Annotated in this window: 21 protein-coding genes; 17 read left to right on the forward strand and 4 right to left on the reverse strand. The window is 48.6% G+C overall.

Features of this window, described 5'->3' with window-relative positions:
* Positions 1 to 21 precede the first annotated feature (21 nt).
* From AC3RCI_RS02540 to AC3RCI_RS02550, 3 genes are all read right to left on the reverse strand, one after another.
* Positions 22 to 1029 carry a BMP family lipoprotein gene (locus tag AC3RCI_RS02540; protein WP_492472329.1) on the reverse strand — a complete coding sequence of 336 codons (1008 nt, stop codon included), beginning with the start codon at positions 1027 to 1029 and terminating at the stop codon, positions 22 to 24.
* A 405-nt stretch (positions 1030 to 1434) separates the two neighbouring features.
* Entirely contained in the window at positions 1435 to 3045 is a 1611-nt protein-coding gene (locus AC3RCI_RS02545; RefSeq protein WP_492529779.1) for a gamma-glutamyltransferase family protein, read from the reverse strand.
* A 167-nt stretch (positions 3046 to 3212) separates the two neighbouring features.
* A complete protein-coding gene (locus AC3RCI_RS02550; RefSeq protein ID WP_153976719.1) occupies positions 3213 to 4112 on the reverse strand; it encodes an SDR family oxidoreductase in 900 nt (299 codons plus the stop codon).
* A 155-nt stretch (positions 4113 to 4267) separates the two neighbouring features.
* Here AC3RCI_RS02550 and fosB point away from each other — a divergent pair, with 155 nt between their 5' ends.
* A complete protein-coding gene (fosB, locus tag AC3RCI_RS02555) occupies positions 4268 to 4687 on the forward strand; it encodes a metallothiol transferase FosB (RefSeq protein WP_095291785.1) in 420 nt (139 codons plus the stop codon).
* 23 nt (positions 4688 to 4710) lie between these two features.
* Positions 4711 to 5031, forward strand: a complete 321-nt coding sequence (locus tag AC3RCI_RS02560) for a hypothetical protein (RefSeq protein WP_251643316.1) — start codon at positions 4711 to 4713, stop codon at positions 5029 to 5031.
* 96 nt (positions 5032 to 5127) lie between these two features.
* Here AC3RCI_RS02560 and AC3RCI_RS02565 read toward each other — a convergent pair whose 3' ends face one another.
* Positions 5128 to 6378 (reverse strand): helix-turn-helix domain-containing protein, encoded by a 1251-nt coding sequence (locus AC3RCI_RS02565; protein ID WP_492527459.1) that lies wholly within the window; start codon positions 6376 to 6378, stop codon positions 5128 to 5130.
* Between the two features lie 185 nt (positions 6379 to 6563).
* Between AC3RCI_RS02565 and AC3RCI_RS02570 the strand changes: the two genes are divergently transcribed.
* The 15 genes from AC3RCI_RS02570 (at position 6564) to AC3RCI_RS02640 (ending at position 21741) form a co-directional block, all read left to right on the forward strand.
* Positions 6564 to 6785 (forward strand): hypothetical protein, encoded by a 222-nt coding sequence (locus AC3RCI_RS02570; RefSeq protein WP_492527460.1) that lies wholly within the window; start codon positions 6564 to 6566, stop codon positions 6783 to 6785.
* A 117-nt stretch (positions 6786 to 6902) separates the two neighbouring features.
* Positions 6903 to 7871: a 3-oxoacyl-[acyl-carrier-protein] synthase III C-terminal domain-containing protein gene (locus AC3RCI_RS02575; protein WP_492527461.1), complete on the forward strand. Its 969-nt coding sequence runs from the start codon at positions 6903 to 6905 to the stop codon at positions 7869 to 7871.
* Positions 7852 to 9240 carry a preATP grasp domain-containing protein gene (locus tag AC3RCI_RS02580; protein ID WP_492527462.1) on the forward strand — a complete coding sequence of 463 codons (1389 nt, stop codon included), beginning with the start codon at positions 7852 to 7854 and terminating at the stop codon, positions 9238 to 9240. Before AC3RCI_RS02575 ends, AC3RCI_RS02580 begins: the two co-directional genes overlap by 20 nt.
* On the forward strand, positions 9241 to 10530 hold the full coding sequence (gene lysA, locus AC3RCI_RS02585; RefSeq protein WP_492527463.1) for a diaminopimelate decarboxylase: 1290 nt from the start codon (positions 9241 to 9243) through the stop codon (positions 10528 to 10530). It begins immediately after the preceding gene.
* A 15-nt stretch (positions 10531 to 10545) separates the two neighbouring features.
* A complete protein-coding gene (locus AC3RCI_RS02590; protein ID WP_336783730.1) occupies positions 10546 to 10806 on the forward strand; it encodes an acyl carrier protein in 261 nt (86 codons plus the stop codon).
* On the forward strand, positions 10806 to 11678 hold the full coding sequence (locus AC3RCI_RS02595) for a hypothetical protein (RefSeq protein ID WP_492527464.1): 873 nt from the start codon (positions 10806 to 10808) through the stop codon (positions 11676 to 11678). Before AC3RCI_RS02590 ends, AC3RCI_RS02595 begins: the two co-directional genes overlap by 1 nt.
* 31 nt (positions 11679 to 11709) lie before the next feature.
* Positions 11710 to 12660, forward strand: a complete 951-nt coding sequence (locus AC3RCI_RS02600; protein ID WP_492527465.1) for a 3-oxoacyl-[acyl-carrier-protein] synthase III C-terminal domain-containing protein — start codon at positions 11710 to 11712, stop codon at positions 12658 to 12660.
* Between the two features lie 22 nt (positions 12661 to 12682).
* On the forward strand, positions 12683 to 13417 hold the full coding sequence (locus AC3RCI_RS02605) for a hypothetical protein (protein ID WP_492527466.1): 735 nt from the start codon (positions 12683 to 12685) through the stop codon (positions 13415 to 13417).
* On the forward strand, positions 13414 to 14571 hold the full coding sequence (locus AC3RCI_RS02610; RefSeq protein WP_492527467.1) for an acyl-CoA dehydrogenase family protein: 1158 nt from the start codon (positions 13414 to 13416) through the stop codon (positions 14569 to 14571). Before AC3RCI_RS02605 ends, AC3RCI_RS02610 begins: the two co-directional genes overlap by 4 nt.
* The gene (locus AC3RCI_RS02615) at positions 14564 to 15538 is read left to right on the forward strand and encodes a hypothetical protein (RefSeq protein WP_492472338.1); all 975 of its coding nucleotides are present in this window, start codon (positions 14564 to 14566) and stop codon (positions 15536 to 15538) included. Before AC3RCI_RS02610 ends, AC3RCI_RS02615 begins: the two co-directional genes overlap by 8 nt.
* 19 nt (positions 15539 to 15557) lie before the next feature.
* Positions 15558 to 16943, forward strand: coding sequence for an MATE family efflux transporter (locus tag AC3RCI_RS02620; protein ID WP_492527468.1), 1386 nt, complete (start codon positions 15558 to 15560; stop codon positions 16941 to 16943).
* Positions 16944 to 16973: 30 nt separating this feature from the next.
* Positions 16974 to 18146, forward strand: coding sequence for an arginase family protein (locus AC3RCI_RS02625; RefSeq protein WP_492527469.1), 1173 nt, complete (start codon positions 16974 to 16976; stop codon positions 18144 to 18146).
* Entirely contained in the window at positions 18143 to 19120 is a 978-nt protein-coding gene (locus AC3RCI_RS02630; RefSeq protein WP_492527470.1) for an LpxL/LpxP family acyltransferase, read from the forward strand. The genes AC3RCI_RS02625 and AC3RCI_RS02630 overlap by 4 nt, the downstream gene beginning before the upstream one ends.
* A gap of 23 nt (positions 19121 to 19143) precedes the next feature.
* Positions 19144 to 20499: a M16 family metallopeptidase gene (locus AC3RCI_RS02635; RefSeq protein ID WP_492527471.1), complete on the forward strand. Its 1356-nt coding sequence runs from the start codon at positions 19144 to 19146 to the stop codon at positions 20497 to 20499.
* A 15-nt stretch (positions 20500 to 20514) separates the two neighbouring features.
* On the forward strand, positions 20515 to 21741 hold the full coding sequence (locus AC3RCI_RS02640) for a M16 family metallopeptidase (RefSeq protein ID WP_492527472.1): 1227 nt from the start codon (positions 20515 to 20517) through the stop codon (positions 21739 to 21741).
* Positions 21742 to 21795 lie beyond the last annotated feature (54 nt).

Genomic DNA, 21795 nt, shown 5'->3' on the forward strand with positions numbered 1-21795 from the left:
TATCTCCTCTAATCCGTCAATTTAGGGTTCAAGTGTAATTTTGGTTTTGCCGGATATGATCTCAGCTTTCCGATCTTCGAAGGTTTGCTGCTGTTCCGCGCTGAGTGTGATGTTATGTAATGCGGTCAGGCCTACGGCATCTTCTGCCAGCCCCTCAACCATGTTCTGCTCCGGGAAGGAGTGATTGTTTTTCGTAAATGTGTTAACAGCGTTGTAGATGGAGACATTGACATTTTTCAGCATCGAGGTGAGGACAGCCTTTTCCGCCAAAAAGAATTGATCCGTATCCACACCGATGGCGTATTTCCCCAACTTCTGAATCTCGGTTAGTGAGCCTACTCCGGTGAGGCCCGCTGCGACATAAATAACATCGACGTCTTGCTCCTGGATCATTTTCGCTGCCAGCTCCTCGCCAAGCTTTGAATTACCGAAGTCTCCTGCATAAACGACCTGAACTGTAGCATCCGGATTAACGGCCTGTACCCCTTGTTCGAAACCCTGTTGAAAATCGCGGAGAAGGGGAATCTCCATTCCACCCAAAAAGCCTACGTGATTCTCGGTTGTCGCGAAGCCAGCGATCATGCCAGCAAGATAACTGCCTTCTTCACTGCGGAATGACATGGAAGTCACGTTTGGCAATTCGGAGTGTCCGTCGACAATAAGAAACGGCTGCTCCGGATATTTTTGAGCGACCTTTTCCAGATCGGGCAGAAGGGTGTCGCTAAGTCCGATAATCAAGTCCACACCATCCTGAGCGAATTGTTCAAATGCTGTTTCTGCCGTTAAATCTTTTCCGGGCTCCTTATAATCAAACCGAATCGTGTTTTCATTTCTGGCCTGAACCAGTCCTTCAAAGGCAGCATCATTGAATGAACGATCGCCAAGGCCGACTTCAGTAAGGACAATACCTACTTTGGTCCGCTCGTCCTCTGCCGTTTCATTTTCTGTGGAAGAACATGCCCCCAGCATCAAAACCATGACAACCAAAATCATGCTCCATAAAGCCTGGGTGACCCTTTTTGTTTTCATGTTATACCCTCGTTTCTATAGATGTGTGATGTGAGAGGTGAGTCTTTTGCCCTATATGTATATCGGTCAGGAGGAGGATGGGGATTATGGTTAATGATGAAAATTTACGAAAATCTTAAACGATTTCATGATTTATTCATTCCTGTTACAAAATCTGGCAGGGTTGATTAACATACCGTATCTCCATGCCGATCATCTAACCCAAAAAGGCAAAGAAAAGATCAGCGAATGATCTCTTCTTTGCCTTTTTATCTGGATATCTAGTGATGTGAGGATGATAGCTATTCATGAATAATCATCCTATCGATGAAAACCCTCTATATATCAACGGTTTCTCCTGCCACCGAAGCAAGTGGCCAGCTTATGGTTGCTCCTGCTTTAAACTCAGTTCTAAGCTGAGCTGTATTACCATGCCGCCACCGATCCGTCTGTCCGGCTTTCGGTGCCAGCGCATAGTACCCCGCTACCTGGGTCACGCCATATAATCTGGCCGCGTCCAAACATGGAAGGGTCGAGAGCAACCTGAATATCATGCCCTTTGCGGGCAAGTGCTTGTGCAATATGCTGCGGAAAGCCGGTCTCCACCAGTATCGTTTTGCCTTTTGTCCACTGCCACCTTGGAGAATCCAGGGCTGCCTGCGGATTCAGGTGGAAGTCGACCGTGTTCATGACAACCTGCACGTGGCCCTGAGGCTGCATGAACCCGCCCATGACCCCGAATGGGCCAACTGCTTCATCGTCGCGCGTAAGGAACCCTGGAATGATCGTATGATACGTGCGTTTGCCTGGCTCCAAGGCGTTGGCCTGATCCGGATCGAGTGTGAAGTTATGACCTCGATTCTGCAGGGAGATACCTGTTCCCGGTACGACCAGCCCGGAGCCAAAGCCCATATAATTGCTCTGAATGAAGGAAACCATGTTGCCTTCCCCATCAGCCGCAGCGAGGTATACCGTACCGCTTCCTTTTGGATCGCCTGCTTCAGGCATGCGTGCCACGTCTCCAATGAGTTTGCGCCGCTCTTCCGCATACGCTTCGGATAGGAGCTCCTTCACCGTCACGCCCATCTTCCGCTCCTCGGTAATATATTTCTCTCCATCGGCGAATGCGAGTTTTATCGCTTCGAGCTGTCTATGGTACCCAAGCACGGATTCTTTTTCTTCAAAATCGAACCCTTTGAGCAGATTGAGCGCTGAGAGGGCAATCAGTCCCTGACCGTTTGGCGGGATCTCCCAGACATCGTAGCCACGATAGGAAACCGAGATGGGATCGACCCATTCAGGCTGAAAGGCCGCCAGGTCGTCTTTGGTCAGGTAGCCGCCATGCTCTGCCATAAACGAATGAATGCGCTCCCCCAGTTCTCCTTCGTAAAAGTCACGTGCGTTGCTCTCGCCGATTCGGCGAAGTGTAGCCGCATGATCCGGCGAACGCCACATCTCGCCAGCGGCCGGAACACGCCCGCCTGGAGCGAATGTCTCAAACCAGGCACGCCCCGCAGCCGCATCGCCCTGGCGTGCATAAATGTCCGCTGCCCGTGCCCAGTGGCGGGCCAGCCCAGGCGCAAGCGGGTAACCTTCCTCCGCGTAGCGGATAGCCAGTTCCAGCGCTTCCGCCAGCGTAAGCCGCCCGAAGCGGCGGCTCAGCTCAGCCCAGCCCGCCGGTGCGCCAGGCACCGTCACCGGGATGACCCCAAGCTTCGGCATCTCCGAATGACCTGCCGCCTTGAGCGCCTCAATGGATATGCCCTGAGGCGCAGGACCGCTGGCATTCAGGCCGTGCAGCTTGCCCTCGGTCCAGACGAGGGCAAAAGCATCGCCCCCGATGCCATTGGACGTTGGCTCCAGCACGGTGAGCGCAGCAGCCGTTGCGATTGCGGCATCAATGGCGTTGCCGCCTTTTTTTAACACATCCAGACCTGCTTGTGCTGCAAGAGGCTGCGAAGTGGCGACGATGCCTTTGTTGGCATAGACGGGTACACGAAAAGAGGGGTACGGTTGATAGAGAGGATCATAGTTCATCAGACGGTTCAGCTCCTTGTCCCAAGATGTCAGGTTCCGGTATACCGGATGCTTAACTCCTACCCCACTTCGGAACAAGATTATGATTCTCCTGCTGAATTGCCAAATTCAACCTGACATGGACGATAAATCGTTTAAATACCTATTGGTTTTCACCACGCCTGACCTTAGGTGGTCACCATATCGCCGCCGTTGATATGAATGCATTCACCGGTTACGTACGACGAATCACGCGATCCGAGATAGACATAGGCCGCTGCCAGCTCATATGGTTGGCCTGCACGACCCATTGGCGTTTCGGTTCCAAATACCTGCACATCTTCAGCAGAGAAGCTGGAGGGAATGAGAGGGGTCCAGATTGGACCTGGAGCTACACAATTAACCCGAATTCCCTGAGAAGCCAGTGATTTGGCGAGTACGCGTGTCAGCGAGACAACAGCCCCTTTGGTGGAGGAGTAGTCAATCAGCTGCACATTGCCTTTATAGGCTGTAATGGAAGCGGTGTTGATGATGGAAGCCCCTTTGCACATGTGCGGGAGAGCGGCCTGAATCAGAAAAAAATAGGAAAATACATTGGTTTGAAATGTGTGGTAGAGCTGTTCTTCTGTAATGTCGACAATGCTCGGCTGCACATACTGCACCGCGTGATTGTTGACCAGAATGTCTATTTTCCCGAAGGTTTCCATTGTAGAACGAATGACCGCATCACAGTTTTTCTTCAGCCGAAGGTCGATCTCAATGAGCAGACAGCGCTGGCCCAGCTCTACAATACGATCCCGAGTCCACTCGGCATCCGTCCGTTCATACAGATAAGCAATGACAATATCGGCACCTTCCTTGGCATAAGCAATGGCAGCAGCTCTGCCGATTCCACTGTCCCCACCCGTAATGATGGCTACTTTGCCATCCAGTTTGCAGCTGCCGATGTATGCCGGATCCTCGCTAATAGGTTCAGGTACCATGAGGGTTTCCAGACCTGGCTGCCGATCCTGGTGCTGGGGTGGAAATGCCAGTTTTTGTTCTTTGCAGACCGTCTTCTCACCATAAAAAGGGTAGACAGGATTCATTCGCTTGCATCCTCCTCGAGCATTCATTGATAAGCCTAGGCTATGCGTTCGCCCAGAAGAAGGTGCGTTGAGAGAAGAAGTCATTTGTTTTTTGAAGGAGAAATATACCATAATAAGGATGTGAGTAATCAAAATTGTGGAGGTGTCAGGAGCGAGTGAATATACAGGGAATTAATCATCTGTGCTTTTCCGTATCCAATCTGGAACGATCCATTACCTTCTATGAGCAGGCTCTCGGTGCCCGGATTCAAGTGAAGGGCCGCAAGCTGGCGTATTTTGAACTGGCTGGTCTCTGGATCGCTTTGAATCAGGAGGATGTTATTCGCAATTATACGGAACGAACCTATACACATATTGCCTTCACTGTGAAGGAAGAGGAGTTTGATACCTCTGTGCAAGAGCTAAAGGCAGCAGGGGCCGATATTCTTCCTGGCAGAGCACGCGATCCCAGAGATGCAAGGTCTGTTTATTTTACCGATCCCGATGGTCATCTGTTCGAACTGCACACAGGCACCATGAAACAAAGACTGGATTATTATCGTGAAGATAAACCACATATGACTTTTTATACATGATAATGCAATGCAAATGGAGGTAAATGGAAATTAACGTATTTAAAGTCACTGCAATTATCCGTAAAATACGTCTTAGGTTCGCCGAGTATATACGATATGGTCTGCTGCCAAATCATACACAAGGAGAGATGGACGTGGAGAGTAAAGGATTCAAGCTGCAAGGAATTGCAAGTGGACTCTGTATGGCAACGGTTGTGGTCATTTCATTCTTTACAGGGCAGCTTCATGCTTCAGGAGGAGTCGTGCAGCCTCAGGGAGACTTGAGCCATGTATATAAACATATTCAGGAAGAGGTAACTCCACTCGATTTGAATGATCCTGTCCCAGATTTTAAATCCGTTTAGAAATAATGGAAAACGGGTCTCCAGTTCCAAGAGCCCGTTTCCGAAAGTGGATCTAATTTACAACTGTGAGTTGTTAGGTGAAGATCAGGATCACATTTATCTGATATATGACTTGTAGTCATCATATTCCATTTTTTGTTTTTGCTTGCTTAACTGAAGTAACTGGTGGCTGATGTCAGCCTCACGTTCGGCATGAATACGTTTTAGGAGATCGTGGCTCATCCGAAGAAAATAATATCCTTCATCGGAGTTGTCCTTCTCATGGAATACCAAGCCGAGGAGACGATATAATTTTGCCCGTAAGACCCCTTCATCTCGCAGCTCCAGCAACTGTAGAGCTTCTTTGATGACAGTCTCTGCTTGCTGTAGTTCGCGTTCTTCCAAATAAATTTTACTGATTTCCTCCAATATGGAAGCCTTCTTGTGGGGCAGATTGCGTTCGTCGTAAATTCCGGCGCATTCACCCAGCAAGGGAAGGGCTTCTTTTTTTTGCCCCATATGAAGCTGTATGACCGCAAGGTTATGGAGCGCCAGGACATAGGACTCACTTCTTGCCAGTTTATATGAATCTACCGATTTTTTGGTCCAATCATAACTTAACTGCATGTGACCGTCTTGTTCAGACATGTAATAGGCTTTTCCCAAACCAAGCGTAATCTCACCATAGAGCTCCGGCTGGCCTGCCATGCGGGCTTCTTTCTCTGCCTTGAGATAGAACTCCAATCCTTGGTCAATATTTCCTAGACGCAAATGGGTAGTTCCAAGATAGATCAGCGCGCGTATATGTTCATCATGTAGGTATTTTAGTCGGCTGCTGTAGGTATACGCCTGTTCATAAAATTTGCGGGCAGCATGGAACAACTCAGAATGAAAAGCTGCGCGTCCCATTTCCAAATAGTACTGGACAATTCGCTCTCTATCTCCGGTGCGAGTTACGATAAATGCTGCGGCTTCACCATTGTCCAAAGCCTGACGGTATTCTCCTAGTCGATTATAGCTTCGCATGATGAGAAGATAGGCTTCAGTCTGGTCGAGTACATCTTTGGTCAGTGTGAGCACATTATGGGCCATCCGGATGCAGGCACGATCGTTGCGCTCCTTATAATACAACTTTGCCTTATCCAGTACGGCTTCTCCAATATCGGTATCTGTCGCTGTACTTTCCCCCAAAAAATACTCCATGGGTGTATTCAATCGTTTGGCTATGATTTTCAACATTCGCTGAGAGGGGACGGCTCTGCCTTTTTCAATGAGACTGATATAAGAGCGTGTCATATCCTCGCCTGCCAGTTGTTTTTGGGATAGTCCAAGCTGCTCCCGGATTTCCCGGATTTTAGGTCCGAGCATGATCATTTCACCGTCCCTTAAATAAAGATTGAGATATTACTAGCATTGTGATTTGTATGTTGATCATGTGGTGGGCAGAAGCAGGGGGTAAGGAGTGTAAGAGGTCCATTTACCTCCATTTACAGTTTAAATACGATTTGGAAGATTATAGAATGATAGTATCTTAGATGAAAGGAGGAATACCAATGGTCATTAAAGCGACTCCAATTACATTGGAACAATTGAAAAACAAAGAACTGGAAGCGACACAATCGGATGTGAACGTGCTGGGTGAAACACGTGAAGTCAGTGCCCGTGCAGCGTCTTCCCGTGCGGCAGCAGCTCGCGCAGCGGCGGCTCGTGCGGCAGCGGCCCGTGCAGCAGCGGCCCGTGCAGCAGCAGCTCGTGCAGCAGCAGCCCGTGCATAATCTCCTATACTTATTATTACATGATGGTTAGATCAATAGATGAGAGCTTCTGAACGAAGCTCTCTCCCTGTATTCAGAGCGCTCCGTATGAAGGGTATAACGAGGTGTCCGAAACCGATGCATATCAACCAAATCTGGTCTTACATTCCGGAGTTCGCTGTTCCTGTCCGGGAGTTAAATGAACATCTTGGACTCAAAAATGCTCAGACCAAAGTCATGGAGAAAATTCATGGTCTGAAACAGGTCCGGCAAGATAAGGGCGGTGATCTGACTGCACTTCTCGGGCGTGTGCTCGCCCAGGTGGTCAACAGTCCGGCGGTCGTTCCGTCTTCCATTAAGTATATCATTTATTGTCATACAATTCAGGAAAATTTCCCCTTTCCTATGAAGGTGCTTCAAGGCTTGAAACAAGCGTACGGGTTGCAGCATGCGATTGCTTTTTCGCTGACGCAGCAAAATTGTGCTTCGGGTCTAATCGCATTGGATGTCGCCGCCACGTTGTTGCCTTCACTGGAAGAGGATGATCATATTTTAATCTTGACGGGTGAGAAAACATTCAGTCCCATTGTGCAGCTTATTCCCAATACAACGGTTATGGGAGAGGCTGCGGCGGCTGTTCTGATTGGAAATTCCAACAGCGGAAGCCGGATGATCGGACTAAGGAATGTGACCTTGGGGCAATTTTGCAATGTGCTGACAGGGGATCCGGAGACGTTAAAAGAATTCCAGGAGATTTATACACCACAGTTATGTGAAGTCATTGTCCAGGCAGTCAACCAAACCGGGCTCACGATGCAGGATATACGTTATATTGTTCCGCATAATGTGAATCTCTCTTCATGGAAAAAGGTTGCTGCAGCGTTGTCTTTTCCGTTGGAACGTGTATACACCTCCAATGTGCCAGAGATCGGACACTGTTTCTGTTCCGATCCATATATCAATCTGAAAGAAATTTCAGATTTGCAACTTCTACAGAGGGACGACTACTATTTGCTCGTCACCGTTGGTCTTGGAGCTACATTTAGCGTGGCAGTAATGCAGTATGCAGGAATGGGAGGTGGCGTAGTTGACCACGCTGTTATCTGACTTTTCGATCAAGCTGAAGCGTGCACTCACAGGTAGAGAGGATGCGGTATTGGTTTATCTGAACAATTTCGAAGTCGAGGAATACTGGAATGAGCAAGGGGTGCTGAAACTACCATCTCTAAGTATCGGATCTGCTTCAGACGTGGTGAATCGGATGGAGGAGCTGGGTGTCTTTCTCGCAGGGGAACAGGACGTTGTTCTGCTGAAGAGTTTGCCAGATCCCGGTTTTGTGGCAGATGCCCGCGCGGTTGGATTCGGGCGTTCCCGATTTATTGCAACAGAGTCTAATGAACCGGGGATGAACATTACTGCCAGCATCCTGCATTGCCCGCGTACGTTGGAGAAGCTGCGTGAACTGGCTCATGATCGTAGCATTCAGACGTATCTGGTCCCGTTCGGGGTTTCAGATCAGGAAGAAGAATTATCCCGTCAGACAGGCATTCCCCTTGCAGTGCCCCCAGCGAATGTATTTCGTAAGGTCAATGACAAGGGTTATGCCCGGCGTCTTAATGGTGAACTTGGCATTCGGCAGATTCCCGGCTGTGAATGTTCTTCACTGGAAGAGCTGTCCTCGGGATTTGAACATTTGAAGTCTGTATTGGAACAAGGCGGCAGACTAGTATTGAAAGATTCGATGGGTGTATCCGGGAAAGGCATTACCGTTATTGCTGAGGAGTCCCGCTTCCGCAGATGCATGAGTTTGCTCGAAAAGCAGGCTAGCAAAAATGGGACAAGAACAGTCAATTATGTGTTGGAACAATGGATCAACAAGACCTGTGACTTGAACTACCAGATTTTAATTGACCGAACTGGCGAGATTGAGTTTCTCGGTGTTAAGGAATCCTTGGTTGAACAGGGAGTGCATCAAGGGCATTTAATGCCGCCGCGCCTGGATAATAACCAGATTGCAGTTATTCAGGATGCTGCATTCCGTATTGGAGCAGCACTTCATAGAGACGGATATTATGGCATAGCCGGTATTGATGCCATTCTCGATGAAGACGGAAGTGTGTGGCCGAACCTGGAAATCAATGCAAGGTTTAATATGTCTACCTATCAGATCAATATCCAGAACCGCTGGATTTCGGACGGCATGTTCGGACTGGCTAAGAAATATGCACTCCGGCTGAAAGAGCCGCTGGAGTACGAGGACTTACGGTCCGTGCTTGGACAGCTTTTGTTTGATCCATTAAAAGGCGAAGGTTTGCTGATTAACAACTTTGCTACCGTTAATGCTGCATTCAAAAGCACAGGCAGCCTATTCTCAGGCCGTCTGTATGGCGTAATTATTGCGCATTCGGAGGAACAGTTGCGAGCAACTGATATTGCAGTGGAAGCAGCACTAACAACCATAAACGAGGTGAAATAAATGTCAGGGGAATACCATATTCAACAAGTTGCCATCTCCGAAATTGCTGAGCGCTTCGGCACACCATTGTATGTATATGATGGCGATGTATTGGAGCAAGTCTATCAGGAACTTCGAGGATTGCTTACGCCAAAAGTAGAGCTGTTTTATTCCCTTAAAGCCAATCCCAATATCTCCATTGTTCATTTGTTGCACGAGCTTGGAGCCCGGGCTGAGGTTTGTTCCATGACCGAGTTACATACGGCGCTTGAAGCGGGTGTGAAGCCTGAGCATATTATTTTTCTAGGACCAGGTAAGAGTGCTGCTGAGATTATCGCATGTGTAAGGCAGGGCATTTACGCCATCGTATGCGAATCGTTTCAGGAGCTTGAGCGCATTGAAGCAATTGCAGCGGAAGAAGGGCGAGTTGTGCAGGTAGCACTGAGAATCAATCCTTCGTTTGCCGTTAAAGGATCCCGTCTGACCATGGGCGGCAAACCGCGCCAGTTTGGTATCGACGAGAACCATGTGATTCAAGGAAAGGAAAGGTTTGAACGTTGCTCACATGTGGATATTATGGGACTTCATGTCTATATGGGAACTCGCATGCTTGAAGTGGAGCCCATTGTGCAAAACACACGCCACATTTTGGAACTGGCCGAACGGATTGAGCAGCATTTGGGCATCAAACTGCGCATGGTCGATGTGGGTGGGGGTTTGGGAGTTCCGTATCATGAAGGGGAAGAGCCGCTGTCCGTGGGTTCGTTAACGGAGCAACTGAATCCGTTGTTTGAAGAATATAAAGCGAATCATCCTGACACCCGTTTGTTTATGGAGCTGGGACGTTATCTGGTGGGCAAAAGCGGTATGCTTGTGAGCCGTGCACTGTATGTCAAACAATCGTACGGAGAAACCTTTATCGTTACGGATGGAGGGACGAACTGCCATATGGCAGCAGTCGGTATCGGATCGTTTGTGAAGCGGAACTTTCCGATCGCTTCTCTGACACGTTATGGTGAATCCCCAGTAGCGGAGTACAACATCACGGGACCACTCTGTACCCCAAACGATGTCATTGGTAAACGAGTGAATCTGCCTTATGTTGCTCAAGGAGACTTGATTGGAGTATTTCATTCTGGTGCTTACGGTCCTACAGCTTCTCCGACCCATTTCCTGAGCCATGGCAGCCCTGCAGAAGTGATGGTCAGCGGGGGAGAGATGCATCTGATTCGGGAGAGAGATACACCTCAGGATATGCTGGGCAAACAACGTTTAATCCATGTTTCACCGTCAGCAGTAACTAACCTATGAGGAGAGATGATAATCATGACCACTGCATTATTGCTTGAAGAGATTAAGGGAGCCCTTGCCGAAGTGTTGAATATGGAAGCGGACCAGGCTATTAACCTAGATACGTCTTTATTTGACGAGCTTCATCTGGATTCTACTTCCGTTCTGGAGCTGTTGATGACATTGGAGGATCGGATTGATGGTTTGGAAATCGACCCGGATGAATTGGAACCCGATGTTTTTGATACAGTGGGTTCACTGGCTGCATACATTGAGAAGCAGCTTGTAGCTGTCTGATGGCGGCGCCTGTTGCCATCCGGGACATGAAAGTCAGGCTTTTTGCAGACAAGCAGCCTCCGTTTGAACACCCGGAGTTATTACGATTCCATCAGGATATGCTAGCGAATTCACCTGTGGAGGCTCGCTTCGAACTACTGAAGGAGCGCCATAACAATGCTTACCATGACATGAGCACAGAACTTCTGGAGGAAACCGGGATTGATCAGTTCATGAAGGAGGTCGATATTCTCCTGCTGGCCTACAATTTCCCAAACATACGCCCCGATATTTCAATTGTAAACTATTTAATGGACCGCTACCAAGCTCGTTTCCTCAGCTTTGCTGTGAATGATCTGGGTTTTGGTGCTCCTTTTGCCGCACTGCATATGCTTCAGCATTATTTGAGCAATGGCGGCTATAAAAAAGGCATGCTGCTGGTCTTGGACCAAACGGCACTTCCTTATGAAACGGATGAAATCAGTGAAGCTCCAGGTCCAGATACAGCCGCGGTCATGGTTCTGGATCTGGATCAGTTGTCAGGAACAGGTCTTTCACTTCTGGGCGTAGAGATGAGGTATGCAGAGGAATCGATTGAGAAGACGGCAGCACGGGTGCTGGATGGATTATGCAGCCGGGTTTCCGTTGACCCGAAACAGATCGCTTTATTGGTCCATCCATTACTGGAGCAGCAAGTGAAAGGAGCCTCATGGTTCCATGAAACAGGCCGGAGAGGAAGTTATGACCCTTCGCGCTGGAGCGCTGCCCCGTTCTTTGCTCTCGAAGAACTTCTCCAGGAGAGAGACAGGGATCAATATGTATGTCTGATGCATCTGGAGCAGGCGGATTCATTTGTCTATGCACTCCTCATTCGTACAGGCGAGGCAGAATAGATGGAGTTGTAATCCGGAGGAGGCAATGAATATGGGATTCGGCATTGTGGATATCGGCGTATATTTGCCCGACCAGATCGAGGAACCTGAAGTCATACTGGAAAAGATGGGGCTGGGTAAGGGGGAACTTCAGTTACTGCGTAAGTATCATCGACTGAAGGGTGTCCCTATTACTGATGCGAATCGATTCCTGGATGAATCGATGATTCAGGCTATCCGTTACCTTGAGGATAGGCACCCCCTGCCTGCGATAGACCTAGTCCTCTATGCCCACTCTGCACATGTGCAGGCACCTGGAGATTATTTGCCTTTACAGCGGGCTCTTCGTCAGTTCGATCTGGAACATGTGCCGTTCTATAGCATCTCACATATGAACTGTGCTTCATCGATAGCCGCTCTTCAATGGCTTGAACGAATATCCCTTACGCAGCCGGAGATTGGCCATGTACTGTTGGTTTGTGCCGATCAGTTCAATTTTTTGCCATCTGAATGGAGATATATCCGCAAATCGACGATATTGGGTGACTCTGCTGTAGCGGTCCTTCTAAGTAGAGATGAGGGGAAGCATGTTGTACAGGCTACTCACATGCTAAGAGATACGCGGTTCCATAACGGATATTATGCCGAGGCAGAAGAGATGGCGTCGTTTAACAAGTTGTATGTGGATCATATCATTCAAGGCATGGAAGAGCTGCTGTCAGCGGAGGGATTGACACTTCGGGACGTGGATCATATCTTCCCTCATAATGTGAATTTCACGACCTGGAAGGAGTTCTCCAAACGTACGGGTATTGGGCAAGAACGGATCTATCTGGACAATATTCCCCGGATCGGGCATACGTTCTCAACCGATGCGTTCATTAATCTGAGTTCAGGGCTGGATAGTAATTGGGTATGCCATGAGGGACGGTCCGTACTGGTCAGCATTGGGCTGGGCAGCTTTTTTGGATTTGCACTGATTGAGCATGGAAAGGGCAGATAACAAGCATGGAGGAGGAGTGGAAATGTCAGTCGTGGATTCACATATGGCAGGTACTGCGCCCAATGGAGTCGATTCAGCAGCGGGACGCGCAGTTCCTCCTATTGCAAAACTGTTGGAAAGTGCAACAATACGGTACCTGGGGCGTCCGGTATTCCTTTCCCGAGGGACGTATGTATTGGTTACCCGCGAGCTGGTTGAAGAGCAGCCTTTCGTCTGGCATGAAGGAACTGGCCGCATGTATGAATGGAATCAGATCCAGGTTAATAGGGTGGACGATCCAATGTTGGAACCATCTCTTCAGCTGTATCACATCCAGGTGCCGATCAGAGCAGAACAGGATGATACCTTGCCTAAGGAGCCGGTATTCGATACGACTGATCTGATGAAGCAAATGCTCCAGTTCCGCGTGGAACTGTGCAGGGCAGGATTGGAGCAAGTACGAGTACATTTGTCCAGTCGCACATCAGGGGGTCAGTCCACCCTTCAGCATCAGTTAGTGAAAGGCATGATTGCCGACATTCTGACGGTACTATACTTGGCTGAGACTGTGCCTTCAGGACCATTCGCCATGGATCAAGCCCATATTTCACCCGAGCGGACAATTACCTGGGTACATCGAGAGCTTGATGAGGCTTTCCGTCATGTCCAGCGTCTTGGTGGTGGATTCGGTTACCTGAGGCAGGGGATATCAGCCTATGTGTATACCGGTCAACTAATCAAAAATATGATGCTAACTGCCAGGGAGGACGACCAATGATGCAACCATCCACAATTGCTGTGTTTGAACAGGAAATGAGGAAGTATGCAGCCGAATTGCGCGAAATCGGTCTTGTAATAGATCGTGAGCCTGAGCGGATCAATGAATTCACGAATCTGGAATCCATACGAACCATTAATCGCATGATGATCCCCCCGGAATATGGAGGTGAGCCCATCGTGACTATAGGCCAAGAGCGATATTATGGACTTTCCTGCCTGGAGAGGGTGATCGCCATTGAGCAGCTATCGGCAGGTGACGCAGGTGTTTTTCTGGGAAGTCCAGGTCCGTCCATGTCCAGCGTGATTATTTCAGCTCTGGCGGATCCACAGCAGAAGGAGCGGTATTATTCTCATTTTCTTAAGGGAACAGCATGGTCTTTCTTTGCTCTGACAGAACCTGAAAAAGGTTCAGATGCCACCGAAATTGGCACGCGCATTTCACGTAATGGAGAAGGCAGGCTGGAGCTGAACGGGCAAAAGTTTTATATCGGAAATGGGCACCGTGCCAGCATTGGACTGGTATTTGCCCAGACGAACCGTACGCCGCTAGGTATTCAGATTGCGCTGGTAGACAAGTCAATCAGTGGCTTTACTGCGAAGCCGCTCGATACGATGGGTGTAAGAGGAGTGCAGTTAAGTCACCTGACATTTGATGCTTGTCAGCTGGAGGACCATGATATAATCGGACGTCATCTAAGTCCGACCAAACGTGGATTGTGGGGGGCTCTTCAAACCTTTCACCGAATGCGGCCGGGCGTAGCAGCACTCGCGTTAGGTGTGGCTCAAGCAGCGTTTGATTACGTCAGAGAGCAGAGATCCTTCTTCAAGGAAAGGGAGAAGCTGGAGCTGGAGCAGATTGAAATGCGATTGCATGCACTTCGCAGCATGATTCGCAGTGCAGCAGCAGAGATTGATGCGGATGTGCAGAAAGGGTATCTGGCTTCCCTTAGCAAAATCCGGGCCGGAGCCCTTGCCGAGGAGGCAACAGAGCTTGCACTGGATCTAATGGGCCCTGGTTCCATGCATGAGCATCCGTTATTGAATAAGTGGTATCGCGATGCAAGGGCCTTTGAGTTCATGGAGGGCACCACCTCCATCCAGAAGATCAACGTCTTCCAGGCCTACGCTAACGGAAAAATGAAGCATGCCTGATGTTCATAGCCTCAACCGCCGGACGTCTGTATTTGTAAATCATATCTGTTGGGTTACTGCTGAAGATCACTTGTATACCTTGGATAAACCGGATGTGGAAGATTACTATTACCTATCTCCACATATATATATGGAGGAACACTATTATGGGAAATCCACTTTACGTACCCGATCCCTGTTATCCGCTGGAAGGCGCGTAACTGCAGGCGATCTTGCGCTAATTGCTATGGAATCCTTATCTGAAAATGCAGAACTGTGGGATGTGTTGATATTGGCGCAGACTTATCCTGATCGATATGCAATGAACCCGCCACTGGCTCGAATCCTGGAATCGACTTCATGGAAGGTGGATTATCCGCTTGCTTTTTCCCATCTGGGAGCACTCGCGGGTTTGGAAGGAATTCAGGCTGCTCAGTGGACATTGATGGGAAATCAAAGGGGAGCACTGGTTCTAACAGAGCAGCGTGTACTGGAGAGTGGAGTTTTACCGAGGCAAGGATGCTCGCAAACTGGTATACCGGGAGAACGATCGGATATGGCTGTAGCTTTGGACTTAAGCAAGGAGACGGGAGCCCTGGAAGTGGACTACATGGGGAAGGTATTCATGAATTCAGCTGAAGGAAGGAGTATCTCCGAAAAGGTCAGCTCTATTCTTGAAGAGCTGATGAAGTCCTGTCAGACAGATCACGTGATTGTCCAGTCCAGTCTGGTATCACGCATTTGTGCAGACGGAGAACAGCATATTCATCCAGTAAAAACTTTCGGAATACCCCATAGAGATTATCAAAGTGGTGATGTATGGATACAGCTTGGAGAGCAGCTCCAGAATGGAAGCATCCGTCCAGGTGAACGTGTTCTGCTTGTCGCTTGGGATGGAGGCTGTTTGCTGACTGCGTCCTGCGCATTTGTTATAAGGCAACCCAACCTCTCGAAGCTCCCGCTTCACTTGGGAGTTGGAACATCATGACCTGAGGAGGTGCTTCATCGTGCAAGGCCTGGATTATACTTCTGGATCCGTGAACAGATTGTTGATTCGCACCGCAATACCAATGCTTCTCGCTTCTTTGGTCAATGTCACAACGCAGCTGGTTAACGTATTCTTCATGGGCCATACAAGCCAGACCGTACTGTACGTGTTATCGCTGTATATCCCCATTTCCTTCGTTATGATTGCCATTGTGGAAGCAACACAGTTGTCTGTTCAGGTTGCTGTATCTCGCAGTCGAGCAGAGGGATCCCCATACTTTACACAGTTGTTTGCTCACATGATGGGCAGTGCAGGGGTGTTGGCCATTGTTATGGGGGGTCTGGTGATGCTGCTATCACCCTTGCTGTCCTGGTTTTATGCGGTTCCGAGTGATGTCCGGCCACTCTTTGCATTCTATGTTGCTGGCATGATGGCTGCGGGTGTGCCTGCTGTACTCGCAGCAGCCAGTGGAGCTGCCTTGAGAGGACTTGGCAGGGCACAAGCCGCCTCGTGGAATGCTGTTGGTACGGCGTTACTTAATATTCTGCTTGTGTATTGGTTTGTCTCCTTAGTTGGTTTTGATCTAAAGGGGATTATCTATGCCAATCTCATTTCTTCCACGTTGTCCCTGCTTATCTCTGTTCTAATTTTATTTGTGCGTAAAGAACTGGTTGCTGTAAGGCTTGCGTTTGTACAGAGGCACCTTATTGCGCTCCGGCAGGTCGGCATTCCGGTATTCATCTCATACTGTCTAATCTTTGTTAGTACATTTTTCTTCAATAAAATTGTTAGCCACTTTGGTGAAGGGGTTGTAGCAGGATTCGGTGTGGGTTACCGCATACAGACCATGGCGATCTTACCTGGCATAGTCATCGGGTCCGCAATTGGAATCCTGATCAATCATAACCTCCAACAGGCACATCGACCGAGAGCATATGAAAGTTACCGCAGGGGCCTTTTGCAGTCTTTTATCATTTATGCCGTAATCTCTGTAGTGATCTGGATCTGGCGTGATCCTCTTACCGCTCTTCTGATCGCGGATCCTGTATCCCGTACTGAAGCTGCGCGGTATCTTGCGATTGTTGCCCTTTCCTATCTCACCATGGGTCCCATGATGACCACTTTGCTTACCATGGAACAGAGTGGAAGGGGGTATCAGGCTCTTTTATTAAACGCGGTGTATTTCCTGCTAATCATTACGGCAGGTTGGGTATTAACGCGAGTATTTAATCAAGTTGTCTATTTTTATAGTGTGATCGCTTTCGTTAACGCAGCCAGTCTATTCTGCCTCTTACCCGTACTTCGGATGTTCAAGCGGGAGTACGCAGAACAGTCTGTACCCGGAGGGTCGGATCTGGAAGGGCAGGAGGTCATAAACGGCCAAAGTTATTCAACACAGTCATAACTAAATTATTTAATAGCAGGGGGCCCTCTTATGAAAGATCTGGAACCTGTATATCTGGTGCGTCGCCTCGGGAATGCATTAATCGCTGCTGATAACTCGTTCAGCCAGTTTTATCAGATCGAGCCAGCTGAAGAACTGGAGCCGCGCCTTGTACCGCAACTGGCAGGTATTGCACCGCCAGTGATCCCCTTTTTTTCACTGGAGCCACTTGCTAGCCACGCTTCTCCTCGTCTCTATATTCTGGGCATCCCTTATGCTGGAGGCACGGGCATGGAGGAATCCAAGGTTGGGGAGTTTGAACAAAGTCTGCGGGCTGAATCCTGGAAAAAGGTATTATACCCGGCCCTGACGGAGTCCCGGTTATCGGGTTTAACTGATATTGGCAATGGTCAGCGATTGCTTGAATTCATAGGCATGCAGGATCTGGGCTCCTGCGTACCCTGTGAACATGAGGGAGATTATTTCTATATGGAAGGACTCCAATCAGCACTGAATTACACTCAATCAGAAAACGCTTTATTGTGCTGTATTGGTGGCGACCACTCCATCACGTATTCCATTCTGAAATCCATGCTCAGCCAAACGAGCGGGAAGATCATTTTGGTTCAGTTTGATGCTCACCATGACTGCGGGGTAGATGCCATTCATCAGGAGCAGGTGAACCATGCCAATTTTGTTAGGCATTTGCTTGATGAGGATAACATTGCTGCGATTGTACAAATTGGCCTGCGTGGCCTGCGCTCTTTGGATCAGATGTATAGCCATCCTAAGTTGATCCAGATTTCGGCGGAGCAGATGACTCCGGAGAGAGTGCGTACAGTTCTGGCTGAGACTCAGCAGACACATCAGGCAGAAGCGGCGTATTTATCGTTTGATCTCGATTGCCTTGATCCAGGGAGTTTTCCTTATGTCGATTTTCCCATTAGTGGAGGACCCACCTGGTTTAATACCCGAGATTGCGTTATTTCTGCATTGGAATCGCCGTTGCCCTTTGTCGGATTTGATATGGTGGAGGGACAAGGAGTGGAACATGAGGTGCAGATTCCTGGTCAATATGAGATAGCTTTGAGGATGCTCACCTATATGATGGATGGAATGTACCGGAATTGGGAACGCCACAGGAATGATACCCATGAAGCCGTTGGCGTGTCAGCGGGAAGTTCAGTTCCGATCTCACAATCTTCGAAGGAGACAAGCCTATGATGGATTTCAAATCATTGTACACCCTGCATCATGAACAGGTCGAAGACGAGTTGCACAAGGAACGGGAGGAGGGAATCCATTTGGGTTCCTTCTATGCCTTGATGAACATTGTTAAGGAATTCAAACCGCTACAACCAAAGTTGGCTGCTGAATCCATCTGGATTGATTATCTTGCCTTCTTGCGTACCATTGACGAACACAAAAAAAGTCCTTACTCCTTTCTGGAATGGGATGAGGTGGAGGGACGTGAACATCTGCGGGCCACCTTACAGGAAGGTGGTGCACTTTTAACCTGGCACTATGGGTTTGTCAGACACAATATGATTACGATTGGACAAGAGATTCGTGCGGGTCACATGTCGGCCAAACTTCCATTTTACCTCATTGCAGAGCGGGAAACGGTAGAACAGGAGAAGAAGCTGTCCGGCTGGGATGCCATCCGAAAGTATGCGGGAGCAGAACTGCTTAATGCAGAGGATGAGATGATCGGGATCAGGCTGTATTCTCACCTACGCAAGGGAGGATCCTTTAGTCTTTTTGTGGATGGACAGACCGGATACAATACGGATAATCATGCGGCAAACATTCCTTTTCTCAGTTCACGGATTCGAACCAGAAGTGGAATTTTCCGCATTCTGGCCAAGACGAAGAAGCCGGTATGCCCTTATTTTATGACGTTAACCGAAGACTTTCGCTCCAAAATTGTGTTCCTTCCACCTGTCATTCTGGATGAGGATGTCCCATTGGCTGCTGACCGAATTTACGAACCATTTCGCAAACAGCTGCTGGCACAGCCCGCTTTATGGCGTTTTTGGGACAGGCATCATCAGCAGGTTGTTCAGTGGGGAGATGAAGAAAGGCCTGATACAACTGACATAGCTAGTCAAGTCGATTGGATATCCAGGCCGCTAGAAGGTTTTGGTCAACTTGGCCTGAATACAGCTAGCGGTACAGTCTACAGTCTGGACTCATAGCTGGAATGAAAGGAGGAGCAGGGATGCAGTCTTTTATGACAGAGGAACATAACAACTTGTCAGCGCACATTTTGTCCACGCACAAATATGCCAATCACTATGTACATATCAGTCTGATCAATCCACAGAACAGCATACCCGCAGCGGCATTTGTTGTAATTGTCCGTCTTTTGATGAATCATTCCCGACAGTTTCCATCCAGATCTTTGATTCAAAAACAGCTATGGTCGCTGAATGGTGCTGAATTCAGATGTCAATTTGAGTATAAAGGGAACAATCAGATAGGGACTTTGATGCTTCGTGTGCCTGATGTATCTGGTTCCATGCCTGAAACAAATCTAAAGCATGCGCTAGAATTCCTAGCAACTCTACTTTATGAACCAGCTTTTGGAGATGAAGGAAAGTTCGATGAGAGGAAGGTACAGGAAGCGATTGCATGGGTTCAACAACATAGGGAGTATGATTCCTCGGAATGGGACAAGGTTGTGCAGGGGCGATGTCTGGAATGGCTGGGGTATGAGGATCTAAGCCGGCTGCAGCAGCTTGAACCAACGGAACTGTTTGCTGGTGGAGTGGAATGGGTTAAGTGGTACCGGATGTTAATCCGTAACCCCATTCATATTCATGTGGTTGGTAATGTGCAACGTGATCGGATTGTGAACCACATTTGGGATCAATTTATAATCCGGGACCCCGATGCGTATACCGTGCGATTCGCCGAACAAAATCAGACAGGGATTGATGCCCGGCTGCCGAAGGTGCAATCACTGGCTGAAATTCAGCAGATGCCGGAGAAGCAGGAGCATCCAGAGGTTCAACAGGAGGCAGGATCCATGATGATGGAACTGATGGATATCCACCAGTGCAAAATCAATGTTGCCTACAGCACAGGTATTCGGTTCGGATCGCCTTTATATCCTGCTTTGTTTGTATTCCACACATTATTTGGTGCCACACCTGCATCCCGTCTTCAGATCGAATTGCGAGAACGACAGCAGAGGGTGTATCAGATCAGCAGCCAACTTGATGATTATCGGGAAACCCTGCATATCACGACGGGGACGAGCAGCGCTAATGTGGCTGAAGTTCTGGAAGGCATCGACTCCGAGTGGAGAAGGGTCTGTGATGGGGAGATTTCTGTGAAGGAGCTGTATACAACGGTTCAGAATGTGATGCATTTTGTGCAAGTTGGTTTCGATATGCCACAGCAGATCATTGCCAATCATATAGATTTTATTCTGACCGGAAGTGAAATGACTACTGCTCAATTCTTACAGGGGATTGCTGATGTTACCCCCGAATCTGTGGTATCCGTTGCCTCTGGACTGAAGAAGCAGGTCACCTGGATTCTTTACCCCGAGAATGAATATTCCGCATAGTCACAAGGAGGTGAAATGATGAATATTACCGTGCCTCATGCCCCTTTTCGCCGTCGTTTATCCAATGGGCTGTTTGTTAATATCTTTCCACAGCCGGATTATCGGCACACGTTTGTTTCATGGTCTGTGCCTTATGGTTCGATTCATGATATCGACGCAGCGGGTATTGCCCATTTTCTGGAGCACATGATGTTCTATAATCCGGATAAACAGGATCTAAAGGCATTGTTTCACGCTGAAGGTGCTTCAACCTCTGCATTAACACGTTACGATGTAACGACATTTCAGTTGGCATGTACAGGCAATTTGATTAGCAGTTTGGAACTGTTAATGAGTACGCTTGCGACTCCGTACTTTACCCGAGAAGATGTGGAGCGTGAAAGGGCGGCCATTCACCAGGAGCTGGCGATGTACGAAGATCAGCCGACTTGGCTGGCTTTGCAGCAGATGCTGGTGATGATGTATGGCGCAGGGCACCCAATTGGCAAGGATGTTGCGGGTACAACAGAGAGTGTCGACACTGTAACCATAGAAGGATTGACCGCAGCGTATCACACACACTACCAAACTTCCCGTATGGCCGTTTCTGTGGCAGGCCCGGTAAATCCTTTTGAGATCATGGATCTATTGGAGAGATATCCGGCAGATGTACAACAGAAGGCATTCCACGCTCCGTTCAGTCAGCCTGCTCAGAATCAGGAGGGAAATGATAATTATCGGGAAATCCATTACGGATTGCCCGTGCCGCTTGTACGCTTCGGCTTTCGGGCAGGAAGCCCGCCTACTCGGTTGGAGGATCAGGTAGCATTGATGATTGGTTTGGAAGCATTGCTGGGTGAAACATCAACCTTCTTTGCAGATTGTGTGGCCTCAGGTTTACTTGGCAACGGGACCGAATGGGATCACTACTACAGGCAGGATTTTGCCTTTTCCAATGCTTGTGGTTACTCTGTGGCTCCGTACGAGTTGTATCATAGAGTTGCCGAGCAATGCCGCCGTGTTACTGTTGAATCCTTCTCCCTGGATAATCTTGAATATGCCCGTATGAAGTGGATGAGCAGCTATTATGCAGATATGGATTCATTAAAAAAGCGCTGCATGCACATTTCCGAATATGAAGTGATCGGACTGAATTACATGCAATTGGGAGAGTGTGCGATGGCTCTGACGGATGAGGAGGTTCGGGTTCAACTGAAACGTATGGCGAATCCCGAGGATCTTCAAATGTCGGTTGTTCGTTAGATATACAGTTGTGAAGGAGGCGGAGTATCCTGATGCAGAGTGTATGCTTAAGAA

Source organism: Paenibacillus sp. MT124 (assembly GCF_058792755.1).

Excerpts from the sequence above, each read along its gene's own strand:
- AC3RCI_RS02540 (WP_492472329.1), bottom strand. The coding sequence starts at position 1,029 with ATGAAAACAAAAAGGGTCACCCAGGCTTTATGGAGCATGATTTTGGTT.
- AC3RCI_RS02545 (WP_492529779.1), bottom strand. The coding sequence starts at position 3,045 with ATGAACTATGATCCTCTCTATCAACCGTACCCCTCTTTTCGTGTACCC.
- AC3RCI_RS02550 (WP_153976719.1), bottom strand. The coding sequence starts at position 4,112 with ATGAATCCTGTCTACCCTTTTTATGGTGAGAAGACGGTCTGCAAAGAA.
- AC3RCI_RS02560 (WP_251643316.1), top strand. The coding sequence starts at position 4,711 with ATGGAAATTAACGTATTTAAAGTCACTGCAATTATCCGTAAAATACGT.
- AC3RCI_RS02565 (WP_492527459.1), bottom strand. The coding sequence starts at position 6,378 with ATGCTCGGACCTAAAATCCGGGAAATCCGGGAGCAGCTTGGACTATCC.
- AC3RCI_RS02570 (WP_492527460.1), top strand. The coding sequence starts at position 6,564 with ATGGTCATTAAAGCGACTCCAATTACATTGGAACAATTGAAAAACAAA.
- AC3RCI_RS02575 (WP_492527461.1), top strand. The coding sequence starts at position 6,903 with ATGCATATCAACCAAATCTGGTCTTACATTCCGGAGTTCGCTGTTCCT.
- lysA (WP_492527463.1), top strand. The coding sequence starts at position 9,241 with ATGTCAGGGGAATACCATATTCAACAAGTTGCCATCTCCGAAATTGCT.
- AC3RCI_RS02590 (WP_336783730.1), top strand. The coding sequence starts at position 10,546 with ATGACCACTGCATTATTGCTTGAAGAGATTAAGGGAGCCCTTGCCGAA.
- AC3RCI_RS02595 (WP_492527464.1), top strand. The coding sequence starts at position 10,806 with ATGGCGGCGCCTGTTGCCATCCGGGACATGAAAGTCAGGCTTTTTGCA.
- AC3RCI_RS02600 (WP_492527465.1), top strand. The coding sequence starts at position 11,710 with ATGGGATTCGGCATTGTGGATATCGGCGTATATTTGCCCGACCAGATC.
- AC3RCI_RS02605 (WP_492527466.1), top strand. The coding sequence starts at position 12,683 with ATGTCAGTCGTGGATTCACATATGGCAGGTACTGCGCCCAATGGAGTC.
- AC3RCI_RS02610 (WP_492527467.1), top strand. The coding sequence starts at position 13,414 with ATGATGCAACCATCCACAATTGCTGTGTTTGAACAGGAAATGAGGAAG.
- AC3RCI_RS02615 (WP_492472338.1), top strand. The coding sequence starts at position 14,564 with ATGCCTGATGTTCATAGCCTCAACCGCCGGACGTCTGTATTTGTAAAT.
- AC3RCI_RS02625 (WP_492527469.1), top strand. The coding sequence starts at position 16,974 with ATGAAAGATCTGGAACCTGTATATCTGGTGCGTCGCCTCGGGAATGCA.
- AC3RCI_RS02630 (WP_492527470.1), top strand. The coding sequence starts at position 18,143 with ATGATGGATTTCAAATCATTGTACACCCTGCATCATGAACAGGTCGAA.
- AC3RCI_RS02635 (WP_492527471.1), top strand. The coding sequence starts at position 19,144 with ATGCAGTCTTTTATGACAGAGGAACATAACAACTTGTCAGCGCACATT.
- AC3RCI_RS02640 (WP_492527472.1), top strand. The coding sequence starts at position 20,515 with ATGATGAATATTACCGTGCCTCATGCCCCTTTTCGCCGTCGTTTATCC.